Here is a 16,308-nt window from a genome sequence, read left to right as displayed (position 1 = left end):
TTCATTGTACAACAAACCCAGTGTCGAAGGGGCATTGGGTTTCAGCCTGTTGAAAACCTACTGTTTCGGAGGAGAAGCATGTTTCCAGGCGGAGCGACTGGCGGAGTCCAGCCAAGCGGAACAGCGAGCCCGGGGAAACAGAAGCGCAATCTATGAGTAAACCCCGGAGCTGCGCGCCGTTTTGCGCTTCCCCCGGGATCGCTGTGGAGCGGACAGTTTCACATCCTTGCAGGACGTAGACCGGAGCGCAGATCGGAAACATGCTTCTCCCCACTACAGCTACATTCTCGATACTTAAAACCCCAGTACCTAAGGGCACTAGGGTTACGGTTTACAGATATTAGGTGGACTTTTGCAGGACTCTCCCAATGCGGTGCTTTTTTTTCTGGAAGTTCCGACCTTCTCTTGTTTTGTCTCAAACACTTTCTATACACTAATAGAAATAACAGGATAAAAACTCAGAAGAGAAGGTGAATTCTCTTTGTTGCACCAAGCTGAAGAAGTCTTGCAAAACTATTTTGGATACACTGCCTTTCGCGAAGGACAAAAAACGATTGTCGCGAGTCTTCTTTCCGGCCACGACACTTTGGGCATCATGCCGACCGGGGGCGGAAAGTCGATCTGTTATCAGGTGCCGGCCCTCTTGTTTGACGGAGTCACGATTGTCATTTCCCCGTTGATTTCTTTGATGAAGGACCAGGTGGACGCGCTGGTCAGCATGGGGATCGCGGCTGCGGAGATCAACAGCACGCTGGATTCCTCAGAGGTGCGGGACAGGATGAGAAAAGCCCGGGAAGGGACGTACAGGCTGCTGTACGTAGCCCCGGAGCGTTTGGAAACGGAGAGCTTTTTATCCCTTGCAAGCGAGCTGCCCATCTCCATGGTAGCGGTCGATGAGGCGCATTGCGTCTCCCAATGGGGGCATGATTTTCGCCCGAGCTATCTCGCGATTTCCCGCTTCATCCAAGCGCTGCCCGTCCGGCCTGTAGTCGCTGCCCTGACGGCTACGGCTACGCCCGAGGTCACCGAGGACATCAAAAGACTGCTCACGCTGCAGGATGAGCGCGTCTACATCAGCGGGTTTGGCCGGGACAACCTCCACCTTTCCGTGCGAAAGGGGGAAGACAGGCGCCGGTTTATCCTCGATTACCTGGAGGCAAACCGGCAGCAATCCGGGATCGTCTACGCATCTACGCGCAAAGACGTCGATGCGCTGTATGAATTCCTCGATGGGCGGGGCTTTTCCGTCACCAGGTACCACGCCGGTCTGTCCGAGGCGGAAAGGGCCCGCAATCAGGACGCGTTTCTCTTCGACGACGCCAAGGTCATGATCGCCACCAACGCATTTGGCATGGGCATCGACAAGTCCAATGTCCGGTACGTCATTCACTACAGCATGCCGAAAAACCTGGAGGCCTACTACCAGGAGGCGGGCCGCGCCGGACGGGACGGAGAGCCGAGCGAATGCATCCTGCTCTTTCATTCGCAGGATATCCAGACGCAGATGTTCTTCATCGAGCAGAATCCGCTCGGGGAAGAGAGAAAAGAGCACGAATACAAAAAGCTGTACGCCATGATCGATTACTGCCGGACGCCGCGCTGCCTGCAGCAGTACATCGTAAGGTACTTCGGCGACCACTCGGCGCCGGAGTGCGGCAAATGCGGCAACTGCACCAATGACGCTGAGCTGGCCGACGTCACGCTGGAGGCCCAGAAGGTCTTTTCCTGCGTCAAGCGGATGCGCGAGCGTTTCGGGGCTTCACTCGTCGCCCAGGTACTGAAGGGCTCCCGCAACAAAAAGGTGCTGCAATTCGGCTTTGAAAAGCTGCCGACCTACGGCCTGATGAGCGATTACACGGAAAAGCAGATCGTCGACCTGATCGAGCTGTTTATCGCCGAGGGCTACCTGCGCGTGACGGAAAGCAAGTACCCGACCCTCGCCCTGGGCGACAGGGCACTGCCTGTGCTCAGAGGGGAAGAGCAGGTGTGGCAAAAGGTGCTCATCCGTCCGGTCAAGCGTGAGGAGGACGACGAGCTGTTCGAGCGCCTGCGACAGCTTCGCAAAGAAATCTCGCAGAAGGAAGGCGTGCCGCCGTATGTCATTTTCCACGACAGCACCTTAAAGGAGCTGAGCCAGCTTTGTCCGACTGATAGAGAGACGATGCTGACCGTGAAAGGGGTTGGGGCGGCCAAGTTTGAGAAGTACGGCCAGGCTTTTTTGGATTGTCTGCAGGATTATGCGCAAGCAAAGGCGGGAGTAGGTTCGCAATAATTTATTCGCAACAGGCGGGATTGACGGCTATAAGGATATGTTGACTATGAAACTTCAGTAAGAAACAGTGTTAAACATCGTTTCATACTGATCTTTCAATTACAGGATAAAAAACTGCCGTGCAAACGGTAGTTTTTTGTTTTTTAGCGCAGTGAGCCGGAGCAAACCGTGCCGCCTCCAGGCATTCCGGCTTTTCCAAAACCCCGGGTGTCCAGTACTAATCGCAGAGCGAGTTAAGCCATATTTGACAGAGCAAGAGCACGCAAACTTTGTAAAGAACAGGGAAGCCGGTACCACTATAAATTAAAGGATGGAGGGACAGATCAAGCGATAAGGGGAAATATGCCGATAGGGCCGGAGCCAAGCGACCGAGCAAAAAAAGAACGCAGAATAATCTCTGCGTTCAGGCTGTCGAGAAACCCCACAATATGTTGGAGTTTCTTCTTTCATAACAATAAAATTGAGCACGAAGTGCTGGAAGTCTTAGATAGCACCACACCTAACATGCCTTTGCAAGGTGGAGTGCTATCTTTTTTATATTTTGAACGGTTGCTGTCAGCAACGCTTGCTCTTGGACATTTTCACGTCCGCGCAACCTACAATAGCGAAGTCCATGCAGTTCTTTGGCATCTGCAAAACTTCGCTCTATCGTTTGGTATCTCAACCTGTATAGGTATTTTCCTGACTTACTTAAGCGGTTCTGTCGAACCCATTCTTTACTCTCTTCCCATACATGCCTGGTTATCACCTTTTGGTGATTTTTTGACCGTGTACACATAGTGAGCATCGGACATGCCTTACATATTTCTTTATTTGACTTATACATTCTGTATCCGTTACGGTCAGTTGTCGAATAAGCAAGCTCATGTTTTTGGGGGCAAATATAGACATTCTTTTCGGGATCATATTTAAACCGCCATTTGGCGATAAGGCCTTTAACAGGTGAAAAAGCTCGATGGCCAATGACGGCAAAGATATTTAGATCGTGCAGAGCCTTGCAGATTGGAGTAGTTAAATAGCCAGCATCCAATGCAACGGCTTCAATGGTATCTGTAAACCCAAACTTCTCAATTTGGTGTTGTAGCCGATCTACATAAGGAACAGAATCATGAACGTTACCCGCAGTCACGTGTACATCAGTTATGATATTGTACTTATGATCGACTGTCCGATGATCGAGATAGAAAAAGCCTTCAGGCTTTCCGTCACGAACCATGTAACCACTGTCCGGATCAGTAGTACTCACCTTGATTTCCTTTTCTTCCTTCACATCCTCTCTAGGCTTCAATCCTTTTTTCCGTGTGCTTCACGGTCTTCATTAATGGCTGCTTCTAAATCACTAAGGTAGGCTCGACTAGATTTTTCAATAACATGCTTCTTAAATTTACGTTTGTTCGCATTTGCTTTCAGATGAGTGGAATCACTTATCAAAACACGTCCGCCAACCATGCGATGTTGGATAGCAAGGCGAACGATTTCATCAAAAATCTCTTGGAAAACATTTGTGTTTTTAAAACGAGTTCGACGATTCCAACTGATGGTAGTGTGGTCTGGAACTCGATCTGTTAGTGAAAGGCCAAGAAACCAGCGGTAAGCGATATTCGTCTGAATTTCCTTTTCGAGTTGTCTTTCTGACCGGATACCGTAAAGGTATCCAATGAAAATCATTTTAAATAAAACCACCGGATCAATGGCTGGTCTACCGTTATCTTCACAATAGTATTGGCGTACTTTTTCTCGGATGAAAGAGAAGTCTACATGCTTTTGAATAACTCGTAGCAAATGGTCCTCCGGGACCAACTCATCAAGGCATACAAATTCATATTGCATTTGTTGCTTTTTTTCATTAGAGGAAAGCACAATAATCACCCGCCAGTAAATGTAATTACAAGAATATTATAACACATTAACGCGGTGTCGTCATAAAATACAGGGGAATAAAAATGGCTGTCGACTTTCTCGACAGCCTGAACGCAGAATAATCTCTGCGTTCTTCCATGCCAAGCAAGAAGGCGTCCCTACGGAACCGTGTTGATCCACCCTTTTTTCCCTTCAAACGACACCTGGTACCAGCCATCCGCTTCCGTGAGAATCGTGACCGACCCGTTCGCGGGAATCTGGCCGACCTGCTCATACTGTTCGCCAGGACCTGCGTACATCTTGATCGCATTTCCGGCATTTGCGATATCGGGCGGGGCTTCTTCGGCGGCCGGAGAGCCGTCTGATGTTTTGCCGGGCGTCGGCGTTCTGTCTCCCCGGCCCTGATTTTGCGGGTCGTGCCGGGAATCTTGAGGTGTATCTTGCTGCGACTCATCCTGAGCATCGTCTCCGGTTTCCCCCGATGCATTGTCCTCGCCTTCCGCCGTCTCCGACAGGTAATCATCCTTCTTGCCTTCGTACACGAGGCCCTTTTCTTCCAGCTTGAAAAAGGCAATCTCGCCTTCCCCTTCGCCTGTCGGGTTGTCAACGATGATCAGCTCCGGGCTTTCTGCGGCAAAGCCTTCTCCTTCGATTTCAAAGACTTTGGCAAGTCGCGAGCTGAACAAGTCTGGGGCGAACCCTGTGTAAAGGTAGGTGCGCTCCTTCCCTTGGGCCTCCAAAAAGATAAGCGGAGCTTCCTTTTCGCCAAGCGCTTCGGACAGGCTCAGCTTGGATGGCGCAACGCCCGAGCCAACCGATTTCTCCAGATACAGCACATTCCCATCCGGCATTTTGGCCGCGAGGTAAAGCTGCGGATCGTCGTCTTCAGTGAGTCCGACTGCGTAAACCTGCGAACCCCAGAGGCTTTCTCCAGACATGACGAACCGATAGGCCTTGTCCGGGTATTTTTCCCTCAAGAGCCGTACGGGCTCATTGTCCACCCAGCGGCTTTCCGCCTCAGCGATCAGAGTGGAGGTGTCTTCGAGCGCATTCAGCTCCCGATACAGCTCGATCGCTTTCTCGTATTGTCGAGCGTCGACATAGCGCTCCGCCTGACGAAGCTTGCTGCTGATGTAACGGTCGATCTGGTCGAGGGCTTCGGAGCGGGAAGGAAGTACGTCCCGGATCTCTCGATATGCCTTGGCCAGCGCAATGAAGGCAGGCAAATCGTCCTGACGGATGGCCGAGCGTATTTCCTCCTTTGCGTACCGTTCCAGAAGTGCGACCAGCCAATCTGCCTGGATGCTTGCCTGCTTGTAGGCACGCAAGCTGTTCGCCGCGCTTGCCGTCACTTCGGGAAAGCTGCCGGCAGCGGTCAAATGAGCAAACTTCGCTTCATCATAGGAGCGGAACAAGCGGGTCAACTCCCGCTTTTTTTTGTCCGTACCGCCGTAGTATTCGTCGGGGATGGCGGCGAGCGAGGCGATAAACTCCTCGTTGCGGTAACGCTTCTGCACTAGATTGTTCTCCAGTGCGCCCTTTGCCAGCTCCATGGCTTGCAAAAAGTAGCTGTTTATATTCGATTCCAGCGAAAGACGGTTGGATATTGCCTTGAAAAAGGAGACAGTCTGAGGCTCCTGCTGCTTCACATATTTGCTTTTCATGCCATGGTAACCGTCGTATATCGCAAGCATCCGCGCGTCATCCCGTTCCTTTATGGCAGCATCTGCCTGACGGGCAAGCGATTCCAGCTCCAGCCTGATCGTGGTCAGTCCCGACAACGACCGGCTCCAAGCTTCATCTCCGTACCGGATGGAGGTGATGCCATTGGCTTTGGAGAACGTCTCTTCCGCGAGGAGCAGATTGTTTTCCTCATAGTAGCCCCGCGCCTTTTCATACAGGCTGACTTTGTACAGGCTGAACCCGATTTTCCAGACGACCCCGACCGCGGCGATGATGAAAAGAACCAGGAGGGCATTGCGGACCCAGAGCGACTTTCGATAGGAAGAGACAAACATGCCACCAAACTCCTTCACAGCACACCTTTAAAGTCGGGATCAAATGAATAGCGCGTTTCGATCAGGCTGGAGGCAGCTTCGCGCAGACTGCCCCAATTCTCGTCCGGATTCGCTTTGAGCAGCTTGGCCAGACGCAGCAGGCGCTCCCGAGGGATGTACTCCAGCGACTCGGAAATGAAATCCTGGTACATGACGACATAGGATTTCATCCGCAGCGCGGCGCCCGCCACCTGTCCGATCACACGCGTGCCGTTTTCTTCAAGGAAGATGTTCCCCTTGTAGCGGATGACGTAGTCGATGACGGACTTCTTCAACAGCCACGGCTGCACCTTGAGGACCTCGCCGAGATACTCGATGAAATCTCTGTCATACGTAGACGGAATCAGCGTCTCCAGCTCCAGCTCCATGTCCTTGCGCAGGACGAAGCGATTGAGGAGCATGATTTTGCACACCTTGACGGCATCGGAGTGAAACAGACAGCCGACCTCCCTGATCTTTTCGTAGGCGTCCTTGAAACGCTCCGCTTCGACGTCTTCGTTTACTTCGACCAGATTCCGGGTCAGACCGCTCTTGATCTTGCCATGTTCTTTGCTGATCAACTTCATGAAATGGTTTGTTTTTTCGTAAATGGAATATTTTTTCTGCAGAAGCGCATACAACAGCAGGGATACGACTCCGCCAACGGAAGCGGCTGCGAGCTGCCAAAGCGTGTCTGCACTCAGAATGGCCAGACAGATCAGGAGGCCCAGGATCAGCAGCTGCTTCTGAAAATGGCGGCGGCTCAGGATGTGCGAGAGCTGACGGAGAGAAAGGAAGCTGTTTTTTCTGCCGCAGACATCGCACTCCTCATGCTCCAGCACGGTGTACGATTCGCAGTGCTTGCAGTACTTCAAGCGCTCAAAGGCGTGTGTGGTTTTCCGGCTTTTCCTGAACTGGACGCCCAGCTTTTTTTTCATAGGATTCCCTCTCGTCATTCAACAAGGTAAGTAGATGTTGGTCGACTTCCGTTTCAGACAGGTTTTTTCGTTTGTGCAAAAGGAGCACGACGTATCGCGCTGCCAAAACCAGCAGGATCACGGCAAGGATATAATAGGTAAGCATTCTATCATTCTCCCAACTTGGTTTGTCGAGTTATGTAACAAAAAATGAAGTAGCCCGTATAACGTTATATAGGCCGAAGGATTCTTTTTCATCCAAGTTAGTGTAGAATATAGTGGTAATCTTGTCATAATATTGCTTCATTTGCAATACTTCCAAATTCGTTCGGTCTATGAATTCGACAAAAATCTACATAAGCGGAGGTTCTAACAGATGATACGTATGACAGCACTCTTTCGATACATCCTGTGTCTGTGGCTTCTGCTGGGACTGGTGACCTCGGGAGGAACCACGGGCTTTGCGCAAGCGGGCACAGACAAAATGGACGCCGTGCTGGTGGTGGACGTCAGCAACTCCATGTCGGAAAGCGACAAAAACGGCGTCAGCCTGGAAGCGATGAAAATGTTCGTGGATATGACCTCGGCCCAGGGGAACAAGATCGGGGTCGTTGCCTACACGGACAAGATCGAGCGGGAAAAGGCGCTGGTCAATGTCAATTCCGAGCAGGACAAAAAGGATATCAAGACATTTATCGACAGCCTGCAAAAAGGGGCGTATACCGATATCGCGGTCGGAGTGGGCGAAGCGGTAAAAATTTTGGAGGACGGGCACGACCAGGCCCACTCTCCGATCATCGTGCTGCTGGCCGACGGCAACAACTATTTGAACAAGGCCAGCAGCCGTACCCAGCAGAAATCCGACCAGGAGCTGGCGGCGGCAGTCAAGACGGCAAAGGACAAAGGCTATCCCATCTATACGATCGGGCTGAATGCGGATGGCAAGCTGAACCGGGCTCCGCTGCAGCAAATTTCCGCGGAGACGGGCGGCGCGTTTTTTGAAACGAGCACAGCAGACAGTCTGCCGCAAATACTAAGCGAAATTTTTGCCAAACACGCGAAGGTAAAAGTCGTTCCGGTCCAAAACTTCACCTCCAACGGACAGTTCCAGGAGGTACCTATTTCCATTCCGAATGGAAGCGTGCTGGAGGCAAACATCTCGATCACGTCCGGGAAAGCGGTCGAGCTGAAGCTCTTCGACCCCGCAGGAGGGGAGCTGACGATTCCGTCCAATGACATCCTGCTCTCCCGCTCCCGCACGTATTCGCTGCTCAAGCTCGTGCAGCCTGCCCAAGGGGAATGGAAGCTGCAAGTAAAGGGTGCCGACCGGGACAAAATCAACGTCAATCTGATCTTCAACTACGACGTGGGGCTGGAGATGGAGCCGCTCCCGTCCAAGACGTACAAGGCGGGCGATGTGATTCCGATCAAGGCGGCGCTGTCGACCAACGGCCAGCCGGTCAGCCCTGAGCTTTACAAAAAAATGAAGGCCAAGCTGATCGTCCAGGATATGAGCAGCAAGCAGACCAGCGAGATCGATCTGACGAACACCGGCAGCGGGTTTGAAGGCAGCTACACCATCCCGGCCGCAAGCCGGTACGAGATCAAGGTAAGGGCGGAGGAGACCAGCTTTTACCGGGAAACGAAGCCGGTTACCGTAGATGCGTCGCAGGGTGGAGGAAAAGCAACGAGTCCGCAGCCGCCAGCGTCTTCACATACAGAGGAGTCAAGCCCATTTCCGTGGACGGCGGTGATCGTGGGGGCTGTCGGATTGATACTCGTGGCTGCCGGAGCGATCTATCTGCTGTCTGCCTGGAAAAAGGCGAACAAAGGCTTTACGGGCCAGGTCGCCATTGAGATTGTCGATGAGGATACGGGCGAGAAGTCGAGCCCGCAGTACAAAAAACTGAGTGCATTTAAAGGAAAGGTCAAGCTCCACCAGCTCTTGCAGCTCGCACCGGAGTTCCAGGAGACCGAGAAGGTGGTTTTCCTGCCGGGCAAAAACGATACGCTGCTGATTGAGAACCGCTCCGGCTGCCGGATCGAGAAGGCAGGACGCGTCCTCGATGCCAGCAAGGGCAAAGAGCTGAAAAAGAACGACCGCATCAAAATATCACTGACAAGCGTGAACAAGTCCGTTTATGTAGATTACATCGTGTAGGAGTGATCGAAGATGAAAGCAGTAGTGAGAGAACATATCCAACAGTTGGACGTATCGCTTGGCGGAGGAATTGTCAGCGACAAGATTCGTGTCGATACCATCGACAACCCGATGCTCGTCATCGGGATCGGCGGGACGGGGATCGACGCGCTGCTCCGCCTGAAATACCAGGTAAACCGCCGCTTCAAGCTGCCGGTAGACCCGCTCTCCAAGAAGCGGAAGGAAAAGCCGGACAATATCGAGTTCATCGCGTTTGAGACAAACGAGCACGACCGCAACAAGAAGTACAAGGGCATCGGCCTCGATCCGGTCACGGAATTCGTCCTGCTGTCCAATCCGGAGATCGGCGGCGTCCTGCAAAACAGGAGCATTCTGGAGCCGTACATCACAGACTGGCTCTCGCCCGAGCTGACGATCACCGACGGGATCAGCGGCGCGTCCGGGGTCCGTCAGGCTGGCCGCCTGCTTCTGTTTACCAAGATCACGCAGGTCGTGCAGACGATCGAGAAAAAGATCAAAATGCTGTCCGAAGGCACCAACAAAAAGCTGATGGTTTTTCTTTTGACCGGTATTTCCGGCGGAACAGGCAGCGGCTGCTTCCTCGACATCGCCTATATCGTTCGCGGAATTATGGAGCGAGACTTCGGCAGCGCGGGCGTCGACAAGGTCAACACGCTCGGCTATCTGTTCACGCCGGACGTCAACCTGTCCAACAAGAGCCTCAGCTCGCACACCCGCGACTACATCATGAAGAACGGCTACGCCGCCTTGAAAGAGCTGGATTACTGGATGAACGCGGACGAGCGGAATGAGCGCTTCCGCCAGCAGTACGGCAATGTGCTGACCGTCCAGTCGCCAATGCCGCCGTTTAACCTGTGCCATCTGATTTCCGCCACCAACCTGGAAGGCAAGGCGCTGGAAAACGCCTACGACTACTGCATGAACGTGACGGCGGAGAACATCACCAACTTCATGGCCAGCGAGGAAAAACGGTCTGGCGAGGAATTCGCCATTCACGACTATATCAGCAACATTCGCACCAATATCAACCAGATGCCAAAAGCATACGCGGCCAACTACCAGTACAACGTCATCGGCGCATCATCGGCTGTGCTGCCGATCGAAGAGATGACGACCTATCTGGCGTACCGCCTGTTCAAGAAAATGGAGAACATGTTTACCGTCGCTCCGACTCAGGAGGACGCCGAGAAGTTTGCGCGCAAGCTGGGCATTGACGTCGACTCCATTTCCCGCAAGTTCGAGGAGCGCGTGCCCGATCCGCTGCCCGGCTATGAAAACAGCGAACGGCTGAACTACAGCAACGTGATCAGCCAGCAGGTCGTCAGCATCGACCACGAGCTGGAGCAGGGCTATCTGGCCAAAGCGCGCGAGGAGTACATCAAGAGCAAGAAGCAGCTTCCAGGAGAGCTGACCGCCACCTTCGGCGAAATGATCACCCGCGTCTTCCTGCACCCGCAGCAGGGACCGTTTTACGCATCCCGGCTGATCCATTCGGACAAAGGCTACTGCCTTTTGAAAATGATCCAGTCCTACATCGAGACACTGAAGGCAAATCTGGAAAGCTATCCGCGCGAGATCGAGGGCGCCCGAGAGAACGCCAACGAAAAGCTGGGCGACGCCCGCAGCGCCTTTATCTCCAAGGAAAAGAAAAAGAACGCCTACATCGAGGCGAAGATCAATGAATACCAGCTTCTGGCCGACCAGGAAAAGCTGGAGCAAATGATCGAGTTCTACGAAGAGCTGTACCGCCTGCTCAATGACGAGAACAACCGGATTTACAACGTATTTACGGAAATTCTCAACACGCTGAACCAAATTTTCGAAAAGAACGGCGACATCCTGATCAACGGCAGCGAAGAGGTCGACCGCACCGGCAACAAAACGTACTACTGGAATGTCGTCGGCGTTCCCGACATCGCCAAGGTGATCAACAAGATCATGGAGGAGAAAGAGGCGGAGGATTTGATCCGCGACTTCACCAGCGAGCTTTTGAAGCGCTCCGACCAGTGGGTGAAGGAGCAGGAGCTGGACATCGTCAGCGCGATCAGCGAGTTTTTGTCGGAGAAGTTCGGCGACCTGATCACCAAGTCGATGGAAGACTTCCTCGTGATCAAGTACGGCCAGGACGAGACGCTGGACCGCATCGTCGAACGCAAGATTGCCGGCAAGCTGGATGAAGAGGCGATCCCGGTTTTCCATCTGAGCAACAATCTGGGCAACCTGCACTTCCCGTCCTGGGGCTTCGTGTCGGTGCCGGTGAAGGCTCCGGGCATCCTGAAAGGGATCAAGAACTACCAGAACACCTCGATCAGCGGCTCCCGCTTTACGGTAAAGGAAAGCGAGGTCAAAAACCGGATTTTCTGGCTCAACACGAAGAACGGGATCCCGCTGTTTGTCTACACGCCGCTGAAGGTGTACGAGGAGAGCTACGAGCGCACCATTCTGGAAAAAGAGGGCATCGGCCGCCACCTCGTGCAGACGGAGAAAAACAACTGGACCTACCTCCCGTCCCCGATTCCGGAAAAATCCTGGGGAGACGTCTACGTCAACAATCGCGTGCGGGAGTACAACGCGCGAGTGCGGCAGTTGTTCGACCATGCAGTGCGCTACGGCTGCATCCGCGAAAAGGGAACGGGCAGCCAAACAAGCAGCCGATACGAGTGCGTCATCACGAAGCCGTTTGAGCTGAAAGCATTCCTCGCCGGCTGCGGAATGGACGGGGAAGCCAAAAAGGCAAGCCCGGGCGAGATCAAGCGCTGCCTGGCCGAGCTGAAAGGCTTTATGAAGGACGGACTGGAGAAAGAGTACACCAAAGACATCTTCGGCAGCACCAATGAAGAGATGGCGAAGGAAAACTTCATCCGCTACCCGGAATTGATCCGCCTGATGCAGGAGGAAGTCCGCAAATACGAAGAGATCGAGGGGAAAATCGGCGAGCTGGAGAGCATCGTCAGCGCGATGCAGGGCGAAGAAGAGCTGCTCAACCTGTTCATCGAAGCGATGTACACCAGCACGATCTGCAAAAAGGGAGCCTTGTACGTCTACGACAAGGACGAGGAAGAAGAGGCGTGGGAGCCTTTCGTCAATCTGATGAAGGTGAACAAGCACGTGGAGTACGCGATCTACGAGCAGCTCCGCAGTCTGGAGCCGAAACGCCTGACCAGCCTGCAGCGGAAGGCGAGCAAGCGAAGCGACGCCATGACGCTCTCCGAGGATACGCAGGCCCTGATCGGCAAGCTGGATGAGATCGCCGCCACCTTCCAGGAAGTGAAGAACGATCTGGAATACGACCGGGATGAGTACGTCAATGGCGAGGAGCTCTACGATTTTTACAAAAAAGTGTGGGCAAAAGTAAACGACATGCGCAAAACACTGCAATAGCCGGACATGAGGAGGAAGCATGAGGGATTTGATCGAACAGCTCGCAACGCAGTACGCCTCGGACCTCGACACACAACTGGATAGCGGAAACGGACAGCGAAGCATACAAAACCCCGTGCTGTTCCTCTTCATCGGGGATAACAGCCTGGAAGCGCTCCAGGCTGTTTATTCCTTGAATGAACGGCAGTGGAAAAACCACGCAGGGGCGCTCTATTTACACGCGAGCTCAGGCAAAACGCTGTCCGAACCCCGTGTGTACGGTTGCCGGCTGCCCGAGCCGCTCGCAGGCAGGCAAACCTTGCGAAGCGACATATACAGCCAGTTTTACCAGCAGGAGCCGCTGCGCGTCGAGATCAACAAGGTCATGAAGAAAGTCAGCATTCATCTCGCCGAGGCGGGAGGGCATTGCCCATCCGTCCAGCACGTAAACATTGCGGTCGTGACGCGGGCCGATGACCCGGCCAACGTGCTGGTGCCGGAGCTTGTCCTGCTGATGAAAAGCTATTTGTCCGAGGTGTTCAAATACGTCTCTATCGATCTCTACGCCTTGATCCAGGAGAAGAGCAGCGGCGACGATTTCGGATTTTCCGCATCGCTTTCGGTCAGCTTTCTGGAGGAGCTGACGAATTATCAGCGGAGCGATTACCGGTTCAAAGAATCGCTGCAGGTGACGGAGGATCACGTGACCCTTGAGGTGGCTCACGCTGGAAGCCCGCTGTTTTCGCTGATTTATTTGCTCAGCGACAAAAATGAGCGGGGCCTGTTTGCCGAGAACGGCCAAAAGGACAACTACGAAATCATCAGCCGTCTCGTGCTTTTGAACAACAAACCAGCAGAGCCGGAGCTGGGCGAAGGCAACGAGAGCTACAACAAGCACCAGTTTACCCGCAGCATCACCGTGGACAACGTGCAGACAGCCTTTGCCACGGCCGGTTTTTCCAAGGTCAAGCAGCCAAAGGATGCGATCGCCTTGACGGTGCTGTCGCACGTGTACGACGACCTTCTGGAAAGAATGAAGACGTCTCCCCTGCCCGATCCGGCCGGGCTGATGGAACGGCTGGAGCTGGCACCCCGCCACATCCTTCGCAGCGTTCAGTCGATTTTGCCGGACGGCGGCAAGCTTGACGAAATGACGGGCCTGATGGCGACGGGAGTCAGCTACGCCGAGCTTAGGAGCATGACGCTCAGAGAAGCGGAGCATGCCTTGTTTCAAGGGAGCAGCCAAGCGTTTTTCGAGACGCATTTTGAGCAGCGTGCCCGCAAACAGCTGGAGAGCCTGCAAATCAAGGAGAAATTCGCCAGACTGTTTTGGGAAAACGTCGCGGAAGATCCGCGCTGCGGCCCGTATGCGGCCTGTCAGCTCACTTCGGGAAACGAGATGCTCCCCACCATTCGCGGCGAGCTTTTGGCAAGAATCAGGGAGACGGCCCGCCTGCTGGAAGAAACGAGAGCCGAATGGGAGGATTTGTACCGGCAGCGAGTCGAGGAGCAGGATTTTAAAAAGGGCGGGTTTTTCACAAGGGAAAAAGACCGGGTCAGAAATTTCATCCGCCACCTGCTGCCGCTCGTCTACGGAAAACGGTACGAAATGCTCGGACTGGAAATGGAGCTTCGGCTGCTGCGGGACTGCGAGCAGCAGGCAGAAGAGCTGCACCGCCAGCTTGCGGAGGAATGGGGACAGCTCGAAAGACTGCAGAAGCAGCTCCGCGAGCTCGCGCAAAAAAGCGTCAAGGAAGCGACCGACTACCTCGGGAAAAACATCGACCAGTATTACGGCACACTTGTCCGGGAGGCGATCCGCTCTCTCGAAGCAAAGAAAGGGCCCTTGTTTTACTGGGAGGATCGCTATCTTGGACAAAAGGCGAGCATCTTAAACGGCGGACAAACGGAATCGTCGGCTCTGATCGAACGGCTCTCCGCGCTGTGCCGCCAGGAGATTTTAAGCAGCCCGCTGTTTGCCCTGGCGTTCGAAGACGAGCTGTTGGCCCGGGCCAATGTGGCGGTTGCCTACGAGAACAGAGACGTTCTGACCAAGGAAGAGCTGTTCGAGGATCTCGACCGCGCGCTGGAGGAGAGAGCATCGGTGCATGTAGAGGTCTTCCACTTTTCGCAAAAGCACCGCTACGAAGAAAAGTACTTTTTCGCGGACATCGACAGCGACTTTATCCAATACGTGATGCAGAAGGGTCAGGGACTGCGGACCTGCAAGCAGGGGTGTATACACGAAGCGGGCACAAGCGGCATCGAAAAGCTGCACCTGATGGGCGGCTTCGGACTGGGTGACCTGATGTACTACCGCAACAACAAGAAATATTACGACTCCTATGTGGCGAACGGCTTTGTTTTTCACCGCCGGGAAAAGGGGGTATCCATATGAGTCAAAAAAGAATCAGCATGCTGATGGTCTTGCTCAGTACGATTGGCGGTCTCATCGGGTTTGGTGTGGGGGAAATCATTCTGCACCAGCTGTCCGGCGAGATGCCGCAATGGCTGCTGATGGGCCTGTATATCGGACAGTTCGCATTCTTCGTCGGACTGTTTTGTCTGATTGCTGAAATGATTTCACCCAGAGTGAACGGTACGGGCTGGAGGCAGCGCTATGCCGGTTTTTCCTGGAAAATGCTCGTACCGGCAACATTTATCATGCTGGGCGTGGCCGGTCTGCTGTTCCAACTGCTGTACGGCTCCAACATCCAGCGCTCCAGCGGCGCGGACAGCATCGTCATGGTGCTGGACACCTCGGGAAGCATGCGGGAGACCGACCCCGACGGCCAGCTTTTCAAGGCGGCAGCCGATGTCGTAAACCGGATGGACAACGATATGCAGGTCGCCATCATCGGCTTTAACGACGAGGCCAGCGTCCTGCAGCCGATGGTTTCGCTCGGAGACAGCAAGGTTAGGCAAGGCGTGATCGACAAGCTTGAAAATCACGATGGACCAGGCGGCGGCACCAACATTGACGCGGCTCTGGAAACGGCGCTGAATTTGATCCGGGACCCTGCTTCGGGAGCGGGCAACAGCACCGTTGTACTGATGTCGGACGGGTTTAGCAGAGTAGATACGGACAAAACGCTTCCTCCGTTCCGCGACCAGCACATTCCCATCCATACGGTAGGGATGAGTGCGGTCAGCGCTGACGGAACCGGGCTTTTGAAACAGATTGCGACAGAGACCGGCGGTACGTATACCGATGTGCAAAACGCCGAGCAGCTGACTTCGGCTTTCGGCCAGATTTACGAGCTGAACAGGCAGGACCGCAACCTGATGGGTGAGCGGAACGGAAGCGACAGCGGCCGTCTCCTGTACGCGGTAGAACGGGTTCTGCTGTTGACCGCGACTGGCGCGCTGCTCGGGCTCGCACTTGGACTCATATTCGATAACAAGCACATCGCCAAAAGCTTTTCCATCGGCGGCGCGGTCGCCGGACTTTTGGCCGGTCTGGTGCTGGAAATGGGCTTTGCCTCCACCGGCCTGCCTGGTCCGGTGCTGCGGTTGGTTGCGGATATTTTGCTGGCGCTCGTATTGACGCTGTTCACCATAAACATTCCGGCGCCCGTAAGCGGCCAGCTTTCTGACGCGGGAAGCTTTTCGAGGCGGAGGTATTCGCCAAATAGCAGCCTCGATGCGAAAACGCCAGGCCTGAAGCGGTTTGACTAGTAG

At 53.9% G+C, this 16,308-nt stretch carries 8 protein-coding genes; 5 read left to right on the top strand and 3 right to left on the bottom strand.

Features of this window, described 5'->3' with window-relative positions:
* Window positions 1-481 precede the first annotated feature (481 nt).
* On the top strand, window positions 482-2,272 hold the full coding sequence (gene recQ / locus NSQ24_RS25075) for a DNA helicase RecQ (protein WP_024983003.1): 1,791 nt from the start codon (window positions 482-484) through the stop codon (window positions 2,270-2,272).
* A gap of 499 nt (window positions 2,273-2,771) precedes the next feature.
* On the opposite strand, the gene NSQ24_RS25070 is transcribed toward recQ, so the two are convergent.
* From NSQ24_RS25070 to NSQ24_RS25060, 3 genes are all read right to left on the bottom strand, one after another.
* Window positions 2,772-4,102, bottom strand: a protein-coding gene (locus NSQ24_RS25070) for an IS1182 family transposase (RefSeq protein WP_122958896.1) whose coding sequence is annotated in 2 segments (ribosomal slippage) — window positions 2,772-3,562 and window positions 3,562-4,102 — 1,332 coding nt in all. Because the reading frame shifts where the segments join, the coding sequence is not laid out codon by codon here.
* Between the two features lie 188 nt (window positions 4,103-4,290).
* Entirely contained in the window at window positions 4,291-6,150 is a 1,860-nt protein-coding gene (locus NSQ24_RS25065) for an SH3 domain-containing protein (RefSeq protein ID WP_339166853.1), read from the bottom strand.
* Between the two features lie 14 nt (window positions 6,151-6,164).
* Window positions 6,165-7,106 (bottom strand): hypothetical protein, encoded by a 942-nt coding sequence (locus tag NSQ24_RS25060; protein WP_003388650.1) that lies wholly within the window; start codon window positions 7,104-7,106, stop codon window positions 6,165-6,167.
* Window positions 7,107-7,461: 355 nt separating this feature from the next.
* Between NSQ24_RS25060 and NSQ24_RS25055 the strand changes: the two genes are divergently transcribed.
* Genes NSQ24_RS25055 through NSQ24_RS25040 form a run of 4 tightly spaced genes read left to right on the top strand, consistent with a single transcriptional unit; the run spans window position 7,462 to window position 16,305 of the window.
* The gene (locus NSQ24_RS25055) at window positions 7,462-9,246 is read left to right on the top strand and encodes a vWA domain-containing protein (RefSeq protein WP_339166852.1); all 1,785 of its coding nucleotides are present in this window, start codon (window positions 7,462-7,464) and stop codon (window positions 9,244-9,246) included.
* 12 nt (window positions 9,247-9,258) lie between these two features.
* Window positions 9,259-12,648 carry a tubulin-like doman-containing protein gene (locus NSQ24_RS25050; protein ID WP_243015012.1) on the top strand — a complete coding sequence of 1,130 codons (3,390 nt, stop codon included), beginning with the start codon at window positions 9,259-9,261 and terminating at the stop codon, window positions 12,646-12,648.
* Window positions 12,649-12,667: 19 nt separating this feature from the next.
* Window positions 12,668-15,025 carry a hypothetical protein gene (locus NSQ24_RS25045; protein ID WP_327969830.1) on the top strand — a complete coding sequence of 786 codons (2,358 nt, stop codon included), beginning with the start codon at window positions 12,668-12,670 and terminating at the stop codon, window positions 15,023-15,025.
* On the top strand, window positions 15,022-16,305 hold the full coding sequence (locus NSQ24_RS25040) for a vWA domain-containing protein (protein WP_003388645.1): 1,284 nt from the start codon (window positions 15,022-15,024) through the stop codon (window positions 16,303-16,305). Before NSQ24_RS25045 ends, NSQ24_RS25040 begins: the two co-directional genes overlap by 4 nt.
* Window positions 16,306-16,308 lie beyond the last annotated feature (3 nt).

This window comes from Brevibacillus sp. FSL L8-0520 (genome assembly GCF_037963895.1).
In the GTDB taxonomy this organism is placed as follows: domain Bacteria; phylum Bacillota; class Bacilli; order Brevibacillales; family Brevibacillaceae; genus Brevibacillus; species Brevibacillus borstelensis.
The sequence above is the reverse complement of the archived record's forward strand: the minus strand, read 5'-3'. Positions and strand labels throughout refer to the sequence as shown.